Origin of the sequence: Pseudoclavibacter sp. RFBI5, assembly GCF_002931395.1 — a bacterium.
Taxonomy (GTDB): Bacteria; Actinomycetota; Actinomycetes; order Actinomycetales; family Microbacteriaceae; genus Pseudoclavibacter.
In genome coordinates this window covers 77,349-97,214 of record NZ_PSYA01000002.1, presented here as the reverse complement: position 1 = coordinate 97,214, position 19,866 = coordinate 77,349, and the positions used below count along the sequence as shown (strand labels likewise).

Below are 19,866 nucleotides of genomic sequence, written 5' to 3'. Positions count from 1 at the left end.
GCTCTTCTACGCCTCGTAGACGCGGCCCTTCCATGCGACACGGCGTCGCCCGGCCAGCGCGTAGACGGGCAGCACGAGCAGCGGACTGATCGGGCCCAGGATCCCCTCCGCCAGGTCGAGCGGCCGGTATCTCCCCGTGATGACGCTCACGAGGGTGCGATCGAGGAGCCCGGCGATGCGGACGAAGTGCAGGATGCGGGCAGTCGCGCCCCTGCCCGCGCTGGCTTGGGCACCCGGCCACACGCGCAGCACCCAGGGCAGCGTGTAGACGCAGACCGTGAGGAGGCTCGTCACCGCCATGAGCGCTCGCGAGCCGTGGTGGAGGCCGAGGAGCGACTTCGCGAAGCCGCGCACGGAGCTGCCGTAGCCGTCGTACATGCGCACGGCGATGGCGGTTCCGCCGCGCGCGACGACAACCCGCCCGCCAGCGGCGCGCATCCGCTCGGCGAGGCGCATGTCCTCGACGAGCTCCCCGCTCACGGCGGTGTGGCCCCCGATGCGGTCGTAGGCGGCGCGGGTGAACGCCATGACCTGGCCGTTCGCGACGACCGGCGCGCGCCGGTGCTGCAGGGCCACGGGCACCGAGCCGAGCACGACGGCGTCGTTCAACGGGGTGATGAGCCGCTCGCCGAGCGTCCGCGTCTCCTGGCGCGGGAACACCGTGAGCAGATCGGCGCGGGACTCGCGCATGGTGGCCAGCAGCGCATCGAGCGCGCCGGGGCTCCAGCGCACGTCGGCGTCGGTGAACACCAGCACGTCGCTCGGGTGCCGCGCGACGGCGTCTGCGTCTGCGTCTGCCTCGGCTGCTTCAGGATCTCCTGACCAACATCGGTGCGATTCCGAGTGTTCTCGGCCCGCAGCGGGCGTTGCGGGCGGATTCTGCACCGAAGTTGGACACTGGCTTGCGCGACCAGCGGGACCGGGAGCGGCACGACCGGGAAAAGGAGCGGGAGCGGGAGCGGGAGCAACTGCCTCTGCGAGCTGCGCGCACGACCAGTTCTTGCCCGTCCAGCCGTCGGGGCGGGGCGCGCCGCCGAGCACTCGGGCGCCCGCCGACTCGCTGAGGGCCCTCGTCGCATCGCTCGACTCGTCGTCGAGCACGACGACCTCATCGGCGCCCTGCCCGAGGAACCCTGGCAGCGTCTCCTGCAGGGTCGCCTCCTCGTCGCGGGCGGGGATCAAAAGCGAAACGCGAGGAGCAGGCTCCCGAGCTGGTGCGCCGGCCCGCAGGCTCGGCTGCGTCAGCAGGTTCGCGAGCAGCACGACGGACCGTGCACCGAGGTAGGCGAGCGCGATTCCAGCGACGGCGCGGCTCGCGAGCCCCCGGTTCACCCGCGCCCCCTGCCGCGCGCCCCGCCGCGGCGCATCCCGAAGCCCTCGGGCCTCGTCAGGTAGGCGAGCATCCGCCCGGCGATCCCGACCCGGTCTCGGCGGAAGCGCTGCGCGTCGAACACGACCCGGTACCCGGGGAGCGGGCGGGCGGGATCGGCGGCGTCGAGCGCCCGGTCGAGCTCGTCGAGCATCGACGCGAGCGCCGCCCGGAGCTGCTCCGGGCGCACTGGTGCGCCGAAGCGGATGAACGCCTCCGGCTTCGCGGCGCCCCGCAGGACGACGCGGATCGCGACGGGCACAAGCGGCACCCCAGCTCGCTCCGCGACCCACTCGGCACCAGGGTGCAGGGCGGACAGGCCGCGTCCGGCGCGCAACTCGCCCTCGGGGAAGATCAGCGCCCAGTCGCCCGCACGGGCGCGGGCGACGAGGGTGCGGAGCGCGCGCGGAGGCACGGCCCCGACCAGCCTCAGGAACGGGAAGCGCTGCAGCTGCTCGTCGCCCATCATGACCGCCACGTCGGAGCCGACGTTCCTGGCGAAGAGGCCGATGAGATAGGCGTCCCACCAGGAGCCGTGGTTCGCGGCGAGCACCGCCCCGCCCGCCGGGGGCGTGCCCGTGACGGCGATCGAGAGCAGCCCCGTCCGCACGTCGCGCACAGCGCTGCGCACGAGCAGTGCGCGGGCCAGGCGAAGCATCATGGTGTGCTCGACGCTATCGCAGGCGAGGGAGCGACAGGCCGGTCGGGTGGATGCTCACCAGCCGCGCAGGCCGGCGGCGACGATGCCCCCGACGACGAGCAGGAAGACCAGCAGGTCCGTCCAGGTGGCGACGAGCTCGTTCGTGCTCTTGCCGCGCTTCGCGAGGTGGCGCAGGCCCGCGAGGCCGAGGTAGATCGCCCCAGGGAGCGCGCCGATGAGCCCCCAGCCGGGGACGAGCGACGAGACGAGTGCGACCACGCCGAGGCTGAGGTTGGCGAGGCCGAGCTCTTGCACGACCTGCGCGGTCGCCGCTCCGGTCTTCATCATCGTGTCGGTCGCGGCACCGGTTCCGGTTCCGGTTCCGGTTCCCGTCTCGTCCCGCACGGCGGCGTCGTCGTCGTCGTCAGGAGCGTCTTCCGCGTCGTCGTGCGCCGCCCCGAGAATCGTCTGCGTGGTGCGCCGCGGGTTCGTGAGCTGGCTGATGCCGGCGACGATGAGGCGTATCCCCACACCCCAGAACGCGAACCAGATCCCGAACACGATGGCCGGGTTCCCGCCCGCGACGCCCAGGTGGACGCCGCCGAAGATCAGCGGCAGCACCACTGTCTGGAGGATCACGAGGAGGGCGTACATGCACGGTCCGATCGGCGTCGGGATGCCCGCAGCACCACTGCCGATCTGAGCGGTCAGTGCTGCATCGCTGCATCGAGGGAGGGGTGATCTGCACGCTATTGCATGCCGAGTACCGCCGACAACACGGCGACGTGCGTTTACATGGACCGCGGTACTGAAAGAATGGCCGGGTGAGCATCCACCCGAGTGTCACGCCGAAGAAGCCCTGGTACCGCCGGAAGAGCAGGACGGTGCCCCTCGGCGTGCTCTCGGCCGGGCTCGTGGGCGCGATCATCTGGGTGTCGACCCCCTGGCCAGCTGCCATGCTCATCCGCGCCCTGTTCGAGCTCGACGCGAAGCGCACCATCACCGAGATGGAGGCGTTCGCGCCGACCGCCGACACCCTGCAGGCGCAGCTCGACGTCCCCTACGGCGACGACGGATCGGACACGAGCTTCGACCTGTACTCCCCCGCTGGCACGAGCGAGGCACTGCCGACGGTCGTGTGGATCCACGGGGGCGCGTGGATCTCCGGCGGCAAGCAGAACGTCGACCCGTACGTGCAGATCCTCGCCGCCGAGGGGTTCACGACGGTCGCCCTGAACTACACGGTGGCCCCCGAGGCCACGTACCCGACGGCGCTCACGCAGCTGAACGACGCGCTCGCGCACCTCATCGAGCACGCAGCCGAGTACAACATCGACCCGAACCGTATCGTCCTCGCCGGCGACTCCGCGGGCGCGCAGCTCGCGAGCCAGCTCGCGACGCTCGCCACGAACCCCGACTACGCCGAGCTCGTCGGTCTGACGCCAGCGCTCGCCGGCGAGCAGATCGCCGGGATGGTGCTGAACTGCGGCATCTACGACGTGAGCGGCATCCCGGACGCGCCTGGCCTCGGCGGCTACGGCTTCCGCGTCGCGCTGTGGGCCTACCTGGGTGAGAAGGACTGGTCGCAGACGCCCGGCGGCCTCGAGATGTCGACCCTCGACTCGGTGACCGCCGACTTCCCGCAGACGTGGATCTCCGGCGGAAACGCAGACCCGCTCACCTCGAACCAGTCGCAGCCGTTCGCGGCGAAGCTGCAGGGGCTCGGCGTGCCGGTCACGACCGTCTTCTACCCGGACGAGCACCAGCCCGCGCTGCAGCACGAGTACCAGTTCAAGCTCGAGGGGGCGGATGCGCAGAGCGCGCTCGCCTCGACGATCGACTTCCTGAAGTCGGTCACGTCGGCTGCCTGACCGCCGCCGCGCCGCCCGCCGCCCGCCGCGCCGCCAATAGGTCGCTTTCACCCCGTTCTCGGCGTCGAAATGGGGCGAAGCTGACCTATCCGGCGGCGTGGTTGGCGGCGGCGGCGGGGGTGGCGGCGGCCGAGATGAGCAGCGCCCCGAGCGATGCGGCGATCGTGATCGACGCGGCCGCCCCGAACGCGAAGCTCGCCGGCATGTTCGCCCCCACGGCGAGGTAGGTGCCTGCGTAGACCGAGAGCGCCAGGGCCGCCGCGAGGCGTTGGCTGAGCTGGAAGAATCCGGCCGCGACCCCATTCACCCCTGGCGGTGCCTCGTTGAGCGTCAGCGATTGATTCGATGGGATGAAGAGCCCGGAGAAGAACCCCTGCAGCGTCCCGGCGCCCAGGATCCCGAGCACGATGAGCGGCTCCGATCCGGTCGTCACCAGGGCGATCTCGACGGTCACCACGATGAGCGCCAGGCCGAGGACCCACGTGATCCCGCTGCGGCCGAAGCGCCGCACGAGCCGCCAGCTCAGCATCGACCCGACGACCATGCCGAGGGCGCGGGGCGTGAGCAGCAGCGCCGCAGCGAACGGCGAGTAGCCGAGCCCCTCGATGAGGAACAGCGTGGTCAGCAGTCCGATGCCGAGGGCAGAGCCGAACGTGAGCGCGGCGACGGCGGTCCCGAGCAGGTAGCCGCGGTTGCGGGCGAGCTCGGGATGCAGCACCGCGGCGCCACCCCGCGCGTATACGTGACGCTCCCAGAGGGCGAAGAGCACGAAGAGCGCAACCGCAGCCGCAGCCAGCGCTGCGAGGAGGACCCCGTCGCTCACCGCCGCGACCAGCAGCGCGAGCGTGCCGGTGCCGAGCAGCACGACGCCCACCGCGTCCACCTGTCGCAGCGCACTTCGCACACCGCCCGGCACGGCAGACGGCCGCGGCAGCACGAACACCGCCGACACGATGAGCACCACGGCCAGCGGCACGGCGAGCAGGAAGACGAGCCGCCATCCCGTGTCGTCGGGGAGGACGGTCAGCAGGATGCCCCCGCCGAGCGGTCCGACGAGCCCGGCGGCCGAGCCTGCGGTCGTGTACCCGGAGAGCGCGCGCGAGCGCATGATGCCGCGGAAGGTGTCTTGGAAGAGCCCAAGCACCTGGGGGTTCACGACGCCGGCTCCGAACCCCTGCACGAGGCGGGCGATGATGACGGTGGTCGTGTCGTCCGCGAGCGCGGCCGCGAACCCGGCGACCGCGAACAGCGCGAGCCCGAGCAGGTACAGCGAGCGTCGCCCGAGCAGGTCGCCCAGCCTCCCGGCGCCCACGAGGGCGAGCCCGAACGCGAGTGAGTACGACGACGTCAGCCACTGCACCTGTGCGCCATCGGCGTCGAGGGAACGCTGGATGCTCGGCACGGCGAAGCTGAACACGGCTTGATCGAGGAGGGTCGTGAAGGCCGTCGCGACGCCGAGCGCCAGTATGAGCCCGTCCGGGCGCCCTCGACGACGGAGAGCTGAGGGCGCGGCGAAACCCGCCGCGCCCTCAGCCTTCGAGGACGCGACGGGTTCCGTCGCCATGGGGTGCGCGGCGATGGCTACTCCTCGCGCGGGAGGCCCGCGGGGTTCACCTCGGAGACGTCGATGCGCTCATCCTGCAGTCCCCAGCGGTCGAGGATCGCGTCGTACTGGCCGTTCTCGATGGCGTGGTTGATGACGATCGAGACGGCTTCGATGAGGCCGTTGTCCTTCGCGGTGCCTGCTGCGATCTGCGCGTTGGCGGGGAAGCCGCCGTTGAGGGTGCCGACGAGCTTCGTCTCGCCGTCGCTCGCAGCCTTGAACGCGGCGGTCGCGTTCGGGCCGAAGTTCACGTCGACTCGACCAGACTGCAGCGCGAGAGTGCCCGCCGCGTCGTCTTCGAAGTACTGGAAGTCGACCGGCTCGAGCCCTGCGGCCTTGTTCTCCTCGTCCCAGGCGACGAGGATCTTCTCCTGGTTCGTGCCGGCGCCGACGATGACGGAGAGGCCCGCGACGTCCTTCGCCTCGGTGATCGACTCGATCTCGCTGTCGGCCTTCACGTAGAAGCCGAGCACGTCCTCGCGGTAGGTGGCGAAGTCGAAGAGGTCCTTGCGCTCTTCCGTGACCGTCACGTTCGAGGTGATGAGGTCGTACTTGCCGGACTGGATTCCGAGGGGCCAGTCGGCCCAGGCGGCGACCTCGCCCTTCAGCTCGAGGCCGAGCCCGTCGGCGATGAGCTGCGCGAAGTCGGCCTCGCTGCCGAGGCGCGTCACGTTGTCGTCCTCGGCGAGGAAGCTGAGCGGCGGGATGTACGCGCTGCCGACGACGGTGAGCTTGCCGGCCTCGGCTGGCTGCCATCCGGAGGCCTCGAGGGCGGCGATGGCTTCGGGAACCGGGTCGATCTGCGGGCGGCCGTCGACGTTCGCGCTGGTCAGGTCGAACTGGATGAGGTCGCTCGCGGGGGCCGCGCCGTCTGGCTCTGCTGCCGTGACGGGGGCCGACTGGCCGTTGACGATGAGGGTCGTGGCGACGACGCCGATGACGGCGAGTGCTGCGACACCGCCGGCGATGACGCCGACCTTCTTCTTGTTGAGCTTTGCCATGGGTGGCACCTTTCGGGTACGTGCGTTGCTGAAGTTGTGGGGTGGGAGATGAGCGACAGGCCAGGGTGTGGCTAGAGCACCTTGCGGATGAAGTCCTGCGTGCGCGGATGCTGCGGGTTCGTCAGCACCTGCTCCGGTGTGCCCTGCTCGATGACGCGGCCGGCGTCGAGGAACACGATGCGGTCGGCGACCTCGCGGGCGAAGCCGATCTCGTGCGTCACGATGACCAGCGTCGTGCCGCCGTGGGCGAGCTCGCGGATGACGTCGAGCACCTCCCCGACCAGCTCGGGGTCGAGTGCGCTCGTCGGCTCGTCGAAGAGGAGCACGTCCGGCTTGAGCGCAAGCGCTCTGGCGATCGCGACGCGCTGCTGCTGGCCGCCGGAGAGCTGCCGCGGGTAATGGTGTTCCTTGCCCTCGAGGCCCACGCGCTGGAGGAGCTTGCGCGCCTGCGCCTCTGCATCCGCTTTGGATGCTCGCTGCAGCGCCACCGGCGCAGCCGTGATGTTCTGCAGCGCCGTGAGGTGCGGGAACAGGTTGAAGTTCTGGAAGACCATGCCAACCCTCGTCCGGCGGCGAAGCGTCTCAGCTTCGCGCAGCTCGAAGAGGCGGTCTCCCTTCCTGACGTAGCCGATGTACTCGCCATCGATGAGGATCGATCCGCCGTCGACGGACTCGAGGTGGTTGATGGTGCGCAGGAGCGTCGACTTGCCGGAGCCGGAGGGCCCGAGGAGGGCGACGACCTCGCCTGGTTCGATCTCGAGGTCGATGTCGTGCAGCACCTCGTGGGTGCCGTACGACTTGCTGACGCCGCACACGCTGACCTGCCCGGATGCTGCGCTGCTGCGCTCGAGTTCCGCTTCGGCGTTCCGGTTGATGGTTGCCTGGCTCATGCTCCGCTCACGTCCTTCCGTGCTGGTGTTGGCGCTGGTGCTTCTGTGGGGCGGGCTGTCGCGCCCGCGGGGATGCCGTGCTTCTTCCGGTCGAGCGCCTTCGCGCTCTCGGCGCTCTCTCCGTCCGGCTTCTCTGGGTCCTCGCGCTGTTTCTCTCTGCCTCCGCTTTGCTCACCGTCGTCGAGCAGCGCCCACTTCTCGGAGATCCACGCGCGCGCCTTCTGGATGGGCGTCGGCGGCAGTTCCCGGTGCGCGCCCTTCGAGAAGTGCCGCTCGATGTAGTACTGCGCGATCGAGAGGAGCGTCGTGATGATGGCGTACCAGACGACCGCGACGAGGAGCAGCGGGATGATGCGCTGGTTGCGGTTGTAGATGACCTGCACCGTGTAGAACAGCTCAGGCAGGGCGACGACGAACACCACGGAGGTGCCCTTGACGAGGCCGATGATCTCGTTGAAGGCGTTCGGCGTGATGGCGCGGGCCGCCTGCGGCAGGATGATGCGGAAGAAGCGGTACCGGCGGGGCAGGCCGAGCGCGGCGGATGCCTCGAGCTGGCCCTGGTCGACGGACAGGATGCCGGCGCGGATGATCTCCGCCGAGTAGGCGGCCTGGTGCAGGGAGAGGCCGAGCGTCGCCGCGGCGAACGAGGAGATGAGCTGCACCGTCGGGAACTCGACGAGCCAGAAGTCGGTCGTGAAGGGCGTCCCGAGCCCGAGCGTCGGGTAGAGGTAGCCGAGGTTGTACCAGACCACGAGCTGCACGACGAGCGGCACGGACCGGAAGAACCAGATGAAGCTCCACGAGAACGAGTTCAGGAGGGGCGACTTCGAGAGGCGTGCGACCGCGAGCAGGGCACCGAGGATGAAGCCGATCGCGCCGGAGAGCACCGTCAGCTGGAGCGTCAGGACAAGCGCGTTGAGCACGATCTGGCTGAAGAAGTACTCGCCGAAGACGTTCCACTCGTAGCGCTGGTTCGTGACGAGCGACCACGCGAACTGGGCGACGGCGAACACGGCGACGGCGGAGAGGATCCACAGCACCCAGTGCTTGGGGTGGACGACCTTGAGGTGCTCGCCCGGCCCGAGCGTCTGCATCCGCCGGCTCGCGAGTGGCTTCGCGTCGTCTGGCGGCGTCGACGACGGGCTGTCGGTGGTCGGTGCGGTGTCGAGTTGTGACATCGCGTTCTCCTCTCGGCGGACCCTCGATTCGAGGGGCTCACCCTCGATTTCGAGGGCATGTCGAGAAGGTATGGGCACGCGGATGCGGGGGCGACGGCCTCCCTTCACGGAAGTTCCGACACGGTCGCGCGGCGAAGCTCCGCGTCACATTCGGTCACCTGCTCGTCAGGTGAGGGGCCAGCGAGGGGTGCATCCGCGGCGTAGCGTTGAGGTCTCCCCCCTCCGGCCGCCCCACCCGCACGACAGGAGCCCCCGCATGCCGACCGTCCTCCTCACCGGCTTCGAACCCTTCGACGGCAACACGAGCAACCCGTCGTGGACGGCCGTGCAGGAGGTGCGCGATCGCTGGGACGGCGACGCGGAGATCCACGTGCGTCAGCTCCCCGTTGACTTCGCGAGGGTGGACGACGCGCTGCGGGCCGCCCTCGCCGAGGTCGACCCTGACATCGTGATCGCCGTCGGGCTCGCCGGCGGCACCGACACGATCAGGGTGGAACGGGTCGCGATCAACGTCGACGACGCGCGCATCCCCGACAACAGCGGCTTCCAGCCGATCGACGAGCCCATCGTGGGCGACGGCCCCGCCGCGTACTTCAGCACCCTGCCCATCAAGGCCGCGGTGGAGGCCGTGCGCTCGAGCGGCATCCCTGCCGTCGTCTCCCAGACCGCCGGCACCTACACCTGCAACCACGTCTTCTACCTGCTCCTGCACGAGCTCCGGCAGCGGGCCGGCGCACGAGGCGGCTTCGTGCACATCCCGTACTCCGCGGAGGAAGCCGTCGGCACCGACCGCCCCTTCCTGCCCATGGACCAGCTCGCGAGCGCGCTCACCGCCGTCGTGCGAGCGACCCTCGCGCACGAGAGCGACGTGCGGGTCGGCGGCGGCACCCTCGACTGAGCAGGGCCTCAGAGCCGGTACGCGATGGCATCGGAGGCGGCGAAGGCGAACCACACGCGAGTGCCGGGCGCCAGGTCGAGCTCAGCGACCCTGCCAGGCGGCACGTCGGCGGAGAACTCGGCGCTCCGGACCCGGATGATGTCCCCTCGCGGCTCGAGGTCCGTGACGATGCCGGGGAGCACGTTCCGTGAGGCACTCGGCTCCGCCGGGTCCTCGGTGGTGACGGCGACCTGCGTCGGCCGCACGGAGATCCCGACCCGCGTGCCGGCCGCGAGCGTTTCGACGAAGCTCGCCGCGAGGCGCTGCCCACCGTCGGCTCTGACGGAGGCGGCGTCGAGGGCGGTGCCGGTCACGAGGTTGAGCGCGGCGAGGCCGGCCGCGAACTGCGTGGTGGGCCGCTCGAGCACCTCGCGCGTGGGGCCGACGTCGACGATGCGCCCGCCCTCGAGCACGACGACGCGGTCGGCGAGCATGAAGGCGTCGAGCACGTCGTGCGTGACGATGATCGTCGTCTGATCCGCCAGGACGTCTCGGAGCATCCGTCGGATCGCCGGCGCGACCGACACGTCGAGGGCTGCCATCGGCTCGTCGAGCAGCAGCAGAGCGGGGTCGGACGCGAGCGCCCGGGCGACGGCGATCCGCTGCGCCTGGCCCCCGGAGAGCTGAGCGGGCCTGCTCTGCGCCAGTCCTCCCGCATCGACGCGGTCGAGCCAGCCGGATGCGCGCGAGTTGGCCTCGGCACGCGAGCGTCCCTTGCTGCGCGGACCGAAGGCGACGTTGTCGAGTGCGGTGAGGTGCGGGAAGAGCAGCGCGTCCTGCGCGAGCATCGAGACGCCACGAGCATGAGGTGGCAGCCAGCGTCCACGGCCGCGATCGCCGATGTCGAAGAGGACCTCGTCGTTGAGCCGGGCCGTGCCGGTGTCGGGGCGGACCAGGCCCGCGATGAGCGTGAGGAGCGTCGACTTCCCGGCGCCGTTCGGCCCGAGCACCGCGACGGTCTCGCCGTCGGCGATCGTGAGCTCGACGTCGAACGCCCGCGCGCGCACGGTGGCGGCGAACTCGAAGCTCACGACGCGCTCCGCCGGAGCCTGAAGCCGTTGGCCTCGCCGGCCTGGTGGGCCACCGCGACCACGATCACCGCGACGGCGACCAGGACGAGCGACAGGGCGACCGCGGCATCTGGATCGGTTTCACGCTGGAGGTAGATCTCGAGCGGGAGGGTGCGCGTGACGCCCTGCAGCGAGCCCGCGAAGGTGAGAGTGGCCCCGAACTCGCCAAGCGCGCGCGCGAAGGAGAGGACCGCGCCGGAGATCACGGCGGGCAGCACGAGCGGCAGCGTGATGCGGCGCAGCACCGTGGTGGGCCGTGCACCGAGCGTGGCGCCGATCGCCTCGTAGCGCGTTCCGACGGTGCGCAGCGCCCCCTCGAGGCTGAGCACGAGGAACGGGAGCGCCACGAAGGTCTGCGCGAGGACGACGGCCGTCGTCGAGAACGCGATGGTGATCCCCATGGCCTCGAAGCTCTGGCCGAGGAGCCCGCGCCGACCGAAGGTGGCGAGGAGGGCGATGCCGCCGACCACGGGTGGCAGCACGAGCGGGAGCAGCACCAGGGAACGGAGGAGCTTCTGCCCCCAGAAGTCGGTGCGGGCGAGCACGATGGCCATGGGTACCCCCAGGAGGACGCAGAGCACTGTCGCGCTGAGGGAGGTGCGGAGGCTCAGCAGGAGCGCGTCGATCGACGACTCCGACGTGACGAGCGGAACGAACTCGGCCCAGTTCACGCGGGTGACCATCCCGATCAGCGGAAGCAGCACGAAGGACGCGCCGATGATCGCGACGGTCAGCACCCAGCTGGGCACGGCGGCAGCGGCGGAGCTTCTTCGGGGCACTGGATGCGTTCCTACGGCTGGCCGAACCCGGCGGTCGCGAGCACGTCCTGGCCCACTGCTCCCGTGACGAAGTCGATGAACGCCTGGGCGACCTCGGGGTTCGTCGACGCGGCGACCGGGGCGATCGGGTAGGTGTTCACGGCCTCGCTCGACTCGGGGAACCGGATGCCGGTGACGGCGTCTCCTGCGGCGATGATGTCGGTGACGTAGACGAGTCCGGCGTCCGCTTCTCCGGAGGTGACCTTGCCCAGCACGTCGGTGACCGACGACTCCTCACTCACCGGGGTGATGTCCACACCGGTCGCCGTCTCGACGGCGAGCGTCGCGGCGCCGCACGGCACCTGGGGAGCGCAGACGACGGTCTTCGCCTCCGGCTTGGCGAGGTCCGCGAAGGTGGCGATGCCGGCCGGGTTGCTCGGCGGGACCGCGATCTCGAGCACGTTGGTGGCGAAATCCACCGGAGCGTCTGGCGCGATGAGGGTGGCGTCCGTGAGCTTCGCCATGTTCTTCTCATCGGCCGAGGCGAACACGTCGGCCGGGGCGCCCTCGGTGATCTGGGTGACCAGGTCGGAGGAACCGGCGAAGTTCAGCTCGACCGTCACGCCCGGGTTGCTCGACTCGAACTCGTCGGCCAGCTCCGTGAACGTGCTCTTGAGCGACGCCGCCGCGAACACCGTGATGGATCCCTCGAGGGCGGACGCGCTCGCCGGGGCAGTTTCCGCGGCGGGAGCTGCGGGGGCGCCACTGCCCGCGCAGGCCGAGAGGCTGAGAGCAACCGCCGCCGTCAGCAGCGTCGCCGCGATCTTCCTGGTGGGGGTCATGCGTCGAGACCTTTCGGGCAGTGGTTCGAAGATCGAGGCACGGGAGCTTCTGAGTGATCCTGGATCTGAGGAACCAGTTTGGCCCAGGGCCCGAATTTGCGCCACGAAGCCAACTCTACTGCCGCAGCTGCGGTTCTGCCGTGCCTGCCGGAGACCCGAGGGCACGCCGGCCGAAAGCACCCACGCACGACACCCCGCACCTCACGACCACCCCTAGGGCTGTGCGACCTGGATGCTCCAGGGCTGCGGGGTGCCGTCGATGCGCCTCGCCTCTTCGACCTCGACCACCATCGGACCCGGCTGCCAGGTGCGCGAGACGGTCTCGGGAAGCTCGACCTGCGTCAGCTCGGGCGTCGCCCCGTGCGTGGTGATCTGCAGCTTCCCGTAGTCGCCGGCACTGATCGCGGCCTCCCCGCCAGCCCCCGTATAGAGGTACAGACCGGCGCCCTCACCGGAGAGGGTCGCATCGAACGTCGGAAGGACGTCGACAGCGGAGAGCGTCATCTCCCACACGCCACCCGAGATGACCTGGATGCTGTTGGTGGCCACGGGCGTCGGGTCTTCGCCCCGAGCCGCGGCGTCCGCACCAGCCGTGTTCACGAGCCATTGCGTGGTGTCCCCCGGGATGCCGCTGCTGAACTCCACGTCCTCCGTGGCCTGCGGGTTCGCGACCAGGAAGGTGACGTCGCCCATGGTGTCGACGACCTCCAGCACCGCGAGCTCTCCGGCGCCGGAAGGAAGCAGGACGTCGATGTTCGCCTCCCCGTATCCGCTGAGCGGCACCCCTGGCTCGAGCGTGAGCTCTGGCACCGGATCGGTCACGACGGCGTCGCCCTCCAACCCGACCGGCGTCGACGTCGCGCTGCTCTCGGCGGCAGAGCTCTCCCGCGAGTCGGAGGCGAACTGCAGCAGCTGGATGCCGGCGGCCACCACGAACAGGAGGATTGCGAGGATCGAGACGGCGACGCCCTTGGCGCCCGAGCGGAAGCCGCGCCTGATGGACGGGGCCGCGAAGATCAGAGCCAAGACGATCCCGAACCAGAGGCCCACGAGGGCCGCGACGATCGCGGCGACGCCGGCACCCACGGCGAGGCCCGGCTTGAGCCCGGGTTGATTGCCGGTCGGCCTGCCACCCTGGCGAGCCGCGCGACCAGACGGCGCCGGCGGGAGTGGGGGTGGCGGGGCTTGCCCCGCGGTGGTGGGCTGCGGTGCGTCGGCCGCCTCGAAGGGAGCCGACACCGAGGGAGACGCGGGCCCGGACCCGCGCCGCAGGGCGTCCTGCGAGCCGCCGTGCGTGTAGGCGAGGCCGCGCTTCGCCTCCTCACCGAGCCGGTCGAGGTCGTACGTGGCGCGCGCTGCGGTGCTCGTCGCGGCGCGCCCCTCATCGCGGGCGAACTGCTCGGCCGCGCGCTGCGCATCCCGCGCCGACTGGCCAGCCGAGCGCTGGGCGTCCTGCGACGTCTGATCGAGGGCACGCTGTCCGTCCTGCGCGCGCTGCGCGGCGGCCCGCTCGGCGTCCCTCGCCCGCTGCTCGCGCTCCTGCTCGATGCGGTCTGCGCCGCGACTCGCGGTGTCGGCCCACTGCCGCACGAAGTCAGGCGCCTTGTAGTCCGCCGGCGGCGTGTACCCGTTCTTGCTCTCCACCACGGTCGCACCCCTTTGTCACTGTCTGCGCCCATTCAACACCACACCCCCGACAGGCGAGCCGTTGTCACCCGGGCACCCCTGACGTAGCCTTGTCCTGTCATTAGAACGAATCACAGCAGCGCAGAATCGAGAGCACCATGAGCGCGTCCACCCCCGCACGCATCGGCGTCGTCGGCTACGGGGCTGGCGGCCACCGCTTCCACGTGCCCTACATCCAGGCCGTCAAGGGCTGGGAGCTCGCCGGCGTCGTCACCCGCTCAGCGGAACGCCGCGCGATCCTCGCCACCGAGGCACCGGGCGTGCCAGCCTTCGATTCGCTCGACGCCCTCCTCGACGCCGGCGTCGACGCGGTCGTCATCACCACCCCACCGGACACACGCCGCGAGCTCGTCCTGCGAGCCCTCGAGCGCGGCGCGCACGTCGTCGCCGACAACCCCTTCGCGCCCACCGCGCAGGGAGCGCGCGAGCTGCAGGCAGCCGCGGAGCGCAGCGGTCGCATCCTCACCGCCTACCAGAACCGCCGCTGGGACACCGACCTCGTCACGCTCAAGCAGGTCATCGACGAAGGCCAGCTCGGGGACATCTGGCGCGTCTCCTCCCGCATGGACCAGGACGACTCCGGCACCCTCGAGACCGGCCCAGCCCACGGACTCCTGCGCGACCTCGGCAGCCACCTCGTCGACCAGATGGCCTTCCTCTTCGGCCCCGTCGAGCGCGTGAGCGCCCACCTCGACATCACCGAGGTGGACGGCGTCGAGGTCGACTGCGGCTTCGACGTCGCCCTCCACCACGCGAACGGCGTCTTCACCCGCGTCGCCTCCAGCAAGATCAACCACCTCGACGGCCGCGAGCTCATCGCGTACGGCGACCTCGGCGCCTACGAGTCGCGCATGGACGACGTGCAGACGGCGCAGATCGATGCCGGCCTGCGCCCAGCATCCGCCGCCGCCGGCTGGGGAGTCGAGGCCGAAGCGCGCTGGGGCACCCTGCACACCACCGAGGGCAGCCAGCAGATCCCGTCCGCGCGCGGCGACTACGCCGAGTACTACCGGATGCTCCTCGCCGCAGTCCGGGGCGAGTCCGCTCCCCCGGTTCCCATCGAGCAGGCCGTGCACACCGTCGAGATCCTGGATGCGGCACGCGAGAGCGCGCGCACCGGACTCACCGTGGAGATCTGAGCCGCACCCCTCGCCCCTCCACCCCGCTACCATCAAGGCACGGGGTGCGACGGCGGGCCAATGGGGGCTCGCCTGCGAAGGGGGAAGCATGATCCACGGAACCGAGTTCACCGGACTGCGCGAGGCGCTCGACGACATCGAGCCGAGCTTGCGGACCGGACTCGAACGGCTCATCGACGACGTCGACGCCGACGACATCGCCACGCGCGAGCCACGCGACATCGTGGGCGCCGCGGCGACCATGCGCCGGCTCGCCACACGACGCAAGACGGGCGAGACCCTCATCGCCGTGTTCACGCCGACGCTCAAGGAAGAGGGCTGGAGCTCCCGGCGCACGATCGTCGACATCTGCACCGCGGATGCGCCGTTCCTCGTCGACTCCGTCACTGCGGCGATCGCGCGCCAGGGCCTCGCCGTGCACCTGCTCGCGCATCCCGTCGTCTCGGTTCGCCGCGACGACGCCGGCGAGCTGCTCGAGATGCACGCCCACGGCGGCACCCTCGAATCGTGGATCCACCTCGAGGTCGACCGCATCCCCACCGAGGAAGGCCGCGACGAGCTCGCCGACCGGCTGCAGCACGTGCTCGACGACGTGCACACCGCGGTCGCCGACTGGCGGCCCATGCGCCGAGCCTGCCTCGACCTCGTCACCGACCTGCGCACGGAGCCGCCCACGAGCGTCGACGACGGCGAGGTCACCTCCGCCGTCGAGTTCCTGACCTGGCTCGCGGAAGACAACTTCACGTTCCTCGGCTACCGCGAGTACTCGCTCGAGACCGATGAGCGGGGCGAGGAGGTGCTGCGCCCGCTGCCGCACACCGGGCTCGGCATCCTGCGCCGACCGTCCACCGCGACCACCCATCTCACCCCGGAGGCCCAGCGCACCGCCCGCGAGCCGCGACTCCTCACCATCACCAAGGCGAACTCCCGCGCCACCGTGCACCGCGACGTGTACCTCGACTACATCGGCGTCCGCAGCTTCGACGAAGCGGGCAACGTCACCGGGGAGCTGCGCTTCCTCGGCATGTTCACGTCCGTCGCCTACGCCGCCTCCGTGCTCACCCTGCCCATCGTGGGTGCCAAGGTGCGATCCGTGCTCGCCGCATCCGGCCACGCGCCGAACTCCCACTCCGGCAAGGACCTCCTGCAGATCCTCGAGCAGTACCCGCGAGACGAGCTGTTCCAGGACAGCACCGAGCACCTCCACGCCGTCGCGTCCGAGATCAGCCGGCTGCGAGAGCGCAGGCGCTACCGCATCTTCCTGCGCCGCGACGAGTTCGGCCGGTTCGCGTCCGCACTCATCTACCTGCCGCGAGACCGCTACAACACGACCGCGCGCCTCCGCATCGAGCAGGAGCTCCGCACCGCCTTCGACGCGAGCCAGGTCGATCACGCGACGAAGGTCGGCGACTCCCCGCTCGCCCAACTCCACTTCGTCGTGCGCGCCGCCAAGGGCGTGCACCTGCCAGAGGTCTCCGAGCAGGACATCCAGCCCCGCATCGAGCGCGCCATCCGCGGCTGGGATGAGGAGCTCGTCGACGCCCTCCACCTCGACCACGATGAGGAGCGGGCAGCCGAGATCCTGAGCACCTACGGCTCGGCCTTCCCCGAGGGATACAAGGAGAACATCCCCCCGAGCGACGCGGTGAAGGACATCGCCCTCCTCGAGCAGCTCGACGAGGACACCACCTTCGCCGTGCACCTCTACGCGCCGGAAGAGGACGAGCCCGGGAAGCGCTACTTCACGTTCGCGTCGCACGACGTGTACCCGCTCACGATGGTGCTCCCCACCCTCACCGATCTCGGCGTCGACGTCGTCGACGAGCACCCGTACGTCGTTACCCTGCCGGACGGGCGCAACCTGCACATCTCCGACTTCGGGCTCACCGCGCCGAGCGCGTCCGTGTGGAACGACGCCGAATGGGGTACCGAGCTCGAGTCGGTCTTCAGCGCCGTCTGGTCGGGGGCCGCAGAGAGCGACCGCCTCAACTCGCTGGTCCTCCTTGGCGGGCTGCGCTGGCGGCAGATCGTGATCCTCCGCGCCATCAGCATGTACCTGCGGCAGGTCGGCACCACGTTCTCCGTCGACTACATCGAGCAGGCCCTCATCGCCAACCCCGTCATCGCCGCCGACATCGTGCGGTTCTTCGAGACGAGGTTCGACCCGGACTTCGCCGGCGACCGAGAAGCGGCGCTCGCCGCGCTCGCCGAGCAGCTCCAGGAGGCCCTCGACAACGTCGCCAGCCTCGACTACGACCGCATCCTCAGCTCCATGATCGGCATCGTCGACGCCACCTGGCGCACCAACTTCTACCAGGTGGATGCGCAGGGCGAGCCCAAGTCGTGGGTGTCGATGAAGCTCGACTGCACCCGCGTGCCCGGCCTCCCGAAGCCCCACCCCATGGCCGAGATCTGGGTCTACTCGCCAGAGGTCGAGGGCGTCCACCTCCGCTTCGGCCGCGTCGCCCGCGGCGGGCTGCGCTGGAGCGACCGGCGCGAGGACTTCCGCACCGAGGTACTGGGCCTCGTTAAGGCGCAGATGGTGAAGAACGCCGTCATCGTGCCGACCGGATCGAAGGGCGGCTTCTTCGCGAAGCAGCTCCCCGCGCCGAGCGACCGGGGCGCGTGGCTCGAGGGCGGCCGATCCGCCTACCGCACCTTCATCCGCGGGCTCCTCGACATCACCGACAACCGCGACGGCACCGACATCGTGCCGCCGCCACGGGTCGTGCGCCACGACGGGGACGACTCCTACCTCGTCGTCGCCGCCGACAAGGGCACGGCCTCGTTCTCCGACATCGCGAACGGCATCTCCGAGGAGTACGGCTTCTGGCTCGCGGATGCCTTCGCGTCTGGCGGCTCGGCCGGCTACGACCACAAGGGCATGGGCATCACCGCCCGCGGCGCGTGGGAGTCCGTGAAGCGGCACTTCCGGGAGCTGGGCCACGACACGCAGACGCAGGACTTCACGGTCGTGGGCGTCGGCGACATGTCGGGTGACGTGTTCGGCAACGGCATGCTGCGCTCGGAGCACATCCGCCTCGTCGCGGCGTTCGACCACCGGCACGTGTTCGTCGATCCGACCCCGGATGCGGCGGCCACGTTCGTGGAGCGTCAGCGGCTCTTCGACCTCCCCGGCTCCTCGTGGGACGACTTCGACCGCAGCGTCATCTCGGAGGGCGGCGGCGTCTTCCCGCTCTCCCAGAAGTCGATTCCGGTGACGCCGCAGATGCGGGAAGCGCTCGGCCTCGACGCCGACGTGCGGCGCCTGACCCCGCTCGAGCTGAAGAAGGCCGTACTGCTCGCCCCCGTCGACCTCCTCTGGAACGGCGCCATCGGCACCTACATCAAGGCCAGTGACGAGACGAACGCGGAGATCGGCGACCGCGGCAACGACGCGGTCCGCGTCGACGGCCATCAGCTCCGGCTACGCGTCGTCGGCGAGGGCGGCAACCTCGGCGTGAGCCAGCGCGGTCGCATCGAGGCGGCCCTCGCCGGGGTGAGCCTCAACACCGACGCGATCGACAACTCCGCTGGCGTCGGCACCTCCGACCGCGAGGTCAACATCAAGATCCTCCTCGGCGCCGTGGAACGCGACGGCCGCCTCGACCGCGACGCCCGCAACGAGGTACTGCGCGCCATGACCGACGAGGTCGGTACGCAGGTGCTGCGCGACAACTACGAGCAGAACGTGCTCCTCGGCAACTCGCGCTCGAACGCCGCCAAGATGCTGCCTTCCCACAAGCGGCTCATCACGTGGCTGGAGGAACGCGACGAGCTCGACCGCGACCTCGAGTTCCTGCCGAGCAACGCCGAGATCAGGCGCCGCATCGACGAGGGACGCGGCCTCACGAGGCCCGAGTTCTCGGTGCTCGTCGCCTACGCGAAGCTCGCGCTCAAGAGCGACCTCGCCGAGACCGACCTCGCCGAGGACCCGTGGTTCGCGAACACCCTCGCCGAGTACTTCCCGGCCGAGGTTCGCGAGCGCTACGCGGACGACCTGCACGCGCATCCGCTGCGCCAGGAGATCATCGTGAACTCCGTCGTGAACTCGATGGTCAACCGCGGCGGCATCACCTTCGCCTACCGCGCCCAGGATGAGACGGGCGCAACGAGCGAGGAGATCGCGCGCGCCTACGTCGCCGCCCGGGAGATCTTCGACCTGCGCGGCTTCGTCGTCGAGATCGAGGCCACCGACAACCTCGTGCCGGCGTCCATCCAGACCGAGCTGTACCTCGGCTTCCGTCGACTCCTCGACCGGGCGACTCGCTGGATCGTGCAGCACCGGCCCGACAGCATCGACGTCGGTGCGGAGATCGAACGGTTCAGCGGCCCGGTCGCGCAGTTCGCCAGCCGGATGGGCGAGCTGCAGCAGGGCGAGGAACGCGAGCGCTTCGACGCCCGCGTGCAGGAGTTCGAAGACGCCGCCGTCCCGCGTGCGCTTGCGCTGCGCGGGGCCGGCCTCCTCGAGCTCATGCCGCTGCTCGACATCATCGAACGCGCGGACCAGCACGGCTGGGACCTCGAGGAGTTCGTCGGCCTCTACTACGTGCTGTCGGCGCGCGTCAGCTTCGACGACATGCTCGTGCGGGCGACGGCACTGCCGCAGGACGACCGCTGGGGGTCCATGGCGCGCGCCGCCATGCGCGACGACCTGTACGCGGTCATGATCGAGCTCGCCGCCTCCGTCATGACGCAGACCGAGCCGGCCGAGCACACCGCGCGCATCGACGCGTGGATCAGCCAGCTCGGCCCCAGCGCCGCCCGCGCGCTCGACGAGGCTGCGGATGCAGTGCACGCTGGCGACGACACGGGTCTCGCCACGCTGTCGGTCGCGCTGCGGCGCCTGCGGTCGCTCGTGCGCTGACCGCGGGCGCGGGCG

The 19,866-nt window shown here is 70.5% G+C and carries 15 protein-coding genes; 4 read left to right on the top strand and 11 right to left on the bottom strand.

Annotated elements, in window-relative coordinates; all coding sequences use genetic code 11:
- Positions 1-6: 6 nt before the first annotated feature.
- From C5E06_RS01070 to C5E06_RS01060, 3 genes are read right to left on the bottom strand one after another with little or no spacing between them, the layout of a single operon-like run.
- Entirely contained in the window at positions 7-1,332 is a 1,326-nt protein-coding gene (locus C5E06_RS01070) for a glycosyltransferase family 2 protein (RefSeq protein WP_104305717.1), read from the bottom strand.
- A complete protein-coding gene (locus C5E06_RS01065; protein ID WP_104240012.1) occupies positions 1,329-2,030 on the bottom strand; it encodes a lysophospholipid acyltransferase family protein in 702 nt (233 codons plus the stop codon). The genes C5E06_RS01070 and C5E06_RS01065 overlap by 4 nt, the downstream gene beginning before the upstream one ends.
- Positions 2,031-2,084: 54 nt before the next feature.
- The gene (locus C5E06_RS01060) at positions 2,085-2,663 is read right to left on the bottom strand and encodes a hypothetical protein (RefSeq protein WP_104305716.1); all 579 of its coding nucleotides are present in this window, start codon (positions 2,661-2,663) and stop codon (positions 2,085-2,087) included.
- A gap of 170 nt (positions 2,664-2,833) precedes the next feature.
- On the opposite strand from C5E06_RS01060, the gene C5E06_RS01055 reads away from it, so the two are divergent.
- Positions 2,834-3,880 carry an alpha/beta hydrolase gene (locus C5E06_RS01055; protein WP_258067456.1) on the top strand — a complete coding sequence of 349 codons (1,047 nt, stop codon included), beginning with the start codon at positions 2,834-2,836 and terminating at the stop codon, positions 3,878-3,880.
- An 85-nt stretch (positions 3,881-3,965) separates the two neighbouring features.
- On the opposite strand, the gene C5E06_RS01050 is transcribed toward C5E06_RS01055, so the two are convergent.
- The 4 genes from C5E06_RS01050 to C5E06_RS01035 form a co-directional block, all read right to left on the bottom strand.
- Positions 3,966-5,444, bottom strand: a complete 1,479-nt coding sequence (locus C5E06_RS01050; RefSeq protein WP_104305715.1) for an MFS transporter — start codon at positions 5,442-5,444, stop codon at positions 3,966-3,968.
- Positions 5,445-5,461: 17 nt separating this feature from the next.
- Positions 5,462-6,484 (bottom strand): ABC transporter substrate-binding protein, encoded by a 1,023-nt coding sequence (locus tag C5E06_RS01045; protein WP_104240009.1) that lies wholly within the window; start codon positions 6,482-6,484, stop codon positions 5,462-5,464.
- Between the two features lie 71 nt (positions 6,485-6,555).
- Entirely contained in the window at positions 6,556-7,374 is an 819-nt protein-coding gene (locus C5E06_RS01040) for an amino acid ABC transporter ATP-binding protein (RefSeq protein WP_104240008.1), read from the bottom strand.
- Complete coding sequence (locus tag C5E06_RS01035; protein ID WP_104305832.1) at positions 7,371-8,468, bottom strand: amino acid ABC transporter permease; 1,098 nt, start codon at positions 8,466-8,468, stop codon at positions 7,371-7,373. The genes C5E06_RS01040 and C5E06_RS01035 overlap by 4 nt, the downstream gene beginning before the upstream one ends.
- Positions 8,469-8,808: 340 nt before the next feature.
- Between C5E06_RS01035 and pcp the strand changes: the two genes are divergently transcribed.
- A complete protein-coding gene (pcp, locus tag C5E06_RS01030) occupies positions 8,809-9,450 on the top strand; it encodes a pyroglutamyl-peptidase I (RefSeq protein ID WP_104305714.1) in 642 nt (213 codons plus the stop codon).
- 8 nt (positions 9,451-9,458) lie between these two features.
- On the opposite strand, the gene C5E06_RS01025 is transcribed toward pcp, so the two are convergent.
- From C5E06_RS01025 to C5E06_RS01010, 4 genes are all read right to left on the bottom strand, one after another.
- Positions 9,459-10,520 (bottom strand): sulfate/molybdate ABC transporter ATP-binding protein, encoded by a 1,062-nt coding sequence (locus C5E06_RS01025; protein ID WP_104305713.1) that lies wholly within the window; start codon positions 10,518-10,520, stop codon positions 9,459-9,461.
- A complete protein-coding gene (locus C5E06_RS01020) occupies positions 10,517-11,338 on the bottom strand; it encodes an ABC transporter permease (protein ID WP_258067455.1) in 822 nt (273 codons plus the stop codon). Before C5E06_RS01020 ends, C5E06_RS01025 begins: the two co-directional genes overlap by 4 nt.
- An 11-nt stretch (positions 11,339-11,349) precedes the next feature.
- The gene (gene modA / locus C5E06_RS01015; protein ID WP_104305712.1) at positions 11,350-12,159 is read right to left on the bottom strand and encodes a molybdate ABC transporter substrate-binding protein; all 810 of its coding nucleotides are present in this window, start codon (positions 12,157-12,159) and stop codon (positions 11,350-11,352) included.
- A gap of 213 nt (positions 12,160-12,372) precedes the next feature.
- Positions 12,373-13,806 (bottom strand): hypothetical protein, encoded by a 1,434-nt coding sequence (locus C5E06_RS01010; protein WP_146081267.1) that lies wholly within the window; start codon positions 13,804-13,806, stop codon positions 12,373-12,375.
- Positions 13,807-13,943: 137 nt separating this feature from the next.
- Between C5E06_RS01010 and C5E06_RS01005 the strand changes: the two genes are divergently transcribed.
- Positions 13,944-14,984, top strand: a complete 1,041-nt coding sequence (locus C5E06_RS01005; protein WP_104305710.1) for a Gfo/Idh/MocA family protein — start codon at positions 13,944-13,946, stop codon at positions 14,982-14,984.
- A gap of 88 nt (positions 14,985-15,072) precedes the next feature.
- Positions 15,073-19,851: an NAD-glutamate dehydrogenase gene (locus tag C5E06_RS01000; protein ID WP_104305709.1), complete on the top strand. Its 4,779-nt coding sequence runs from the start codon at positions 15,073-15,075 to the stop codon at positions 19,849-19,851.
- The last annotated feature ends 15 nt before the right edge of the window (positions 19,852-19,866 follow it).

Bases quoted from the DNA above. Each gene is read 5' to 3' on its own strand.
- C5E06_RS01065 (WP_104240012.1), bottom strand. From the start codon at position 2,030: ATGATGCTTCGCCTGGCCCGCGCACTGCTCGTGCGCAGCGCTGTGCGC.
- C5E06_RS01060 (WP_104305716.1), bottom strand. From the start codon at position 2,663: ATGTACGCCCTCCTCGTGATCCTCCAGACAGTGGTGCTGCCGCTGATC.
- C5E06_RS01050 (WP_104305715.1), bottom strand. From the start codon at position 5,444: ATGGCGACGGAACCCGTCGCGTCCTCGAAGGCTGAGGGCGCGGCGGGT.
- C5E06_RS01045 (WP_104240009.1), bottom strand. From the start codon at position 6,484: ATGGCAAAGCTCAACAAGAAGAAGGTCGGCGTCATCGCCGGCGGTGTC.
- C5E06_RS01040 (WP_104240008.1), bottom strand. From the start codon at position 7,374: ATGAGCCAGGCAACCATCAACCGGAACGCCGAAGCGGAACTCGAGCGC.
- C5E06_RS01035 (WP_104305832.1), bottom strand. From the start codon at position 8,468: ATGCAGACGCTCGGGCCGGGCGAGCACCTCAAGGTCGTCCACCCCAAG.
- pcp (WP_104305714.1), top strand. From the start codon at position 8,809: ATGCCGACCGTCCTCCTCACCGGCTTCGAACCCTTCGACGGCAACACG.
- modA (WP_104305712.1), bottom strand. From the start codon at position 12,159: ATGACCCCCACCAGGAAGATCGCGGCGACGCTGCTGACGGCGGCGGTT.
- C5E06_RS01005 (WP_104305710.1), top strand. From the start codon at position 13,944: ATGAGCGCGTCCACCCCCGCACGCATCGGCGTCGTCGGCTACGGGGCT.
- C5E06_RS01000 (WP_104305709.1), top strand. From the start codon at position 15,073: ATGATCCACGGAACCGAGTTCACCGGACTGCGCGAGGCGCTCGACGAC.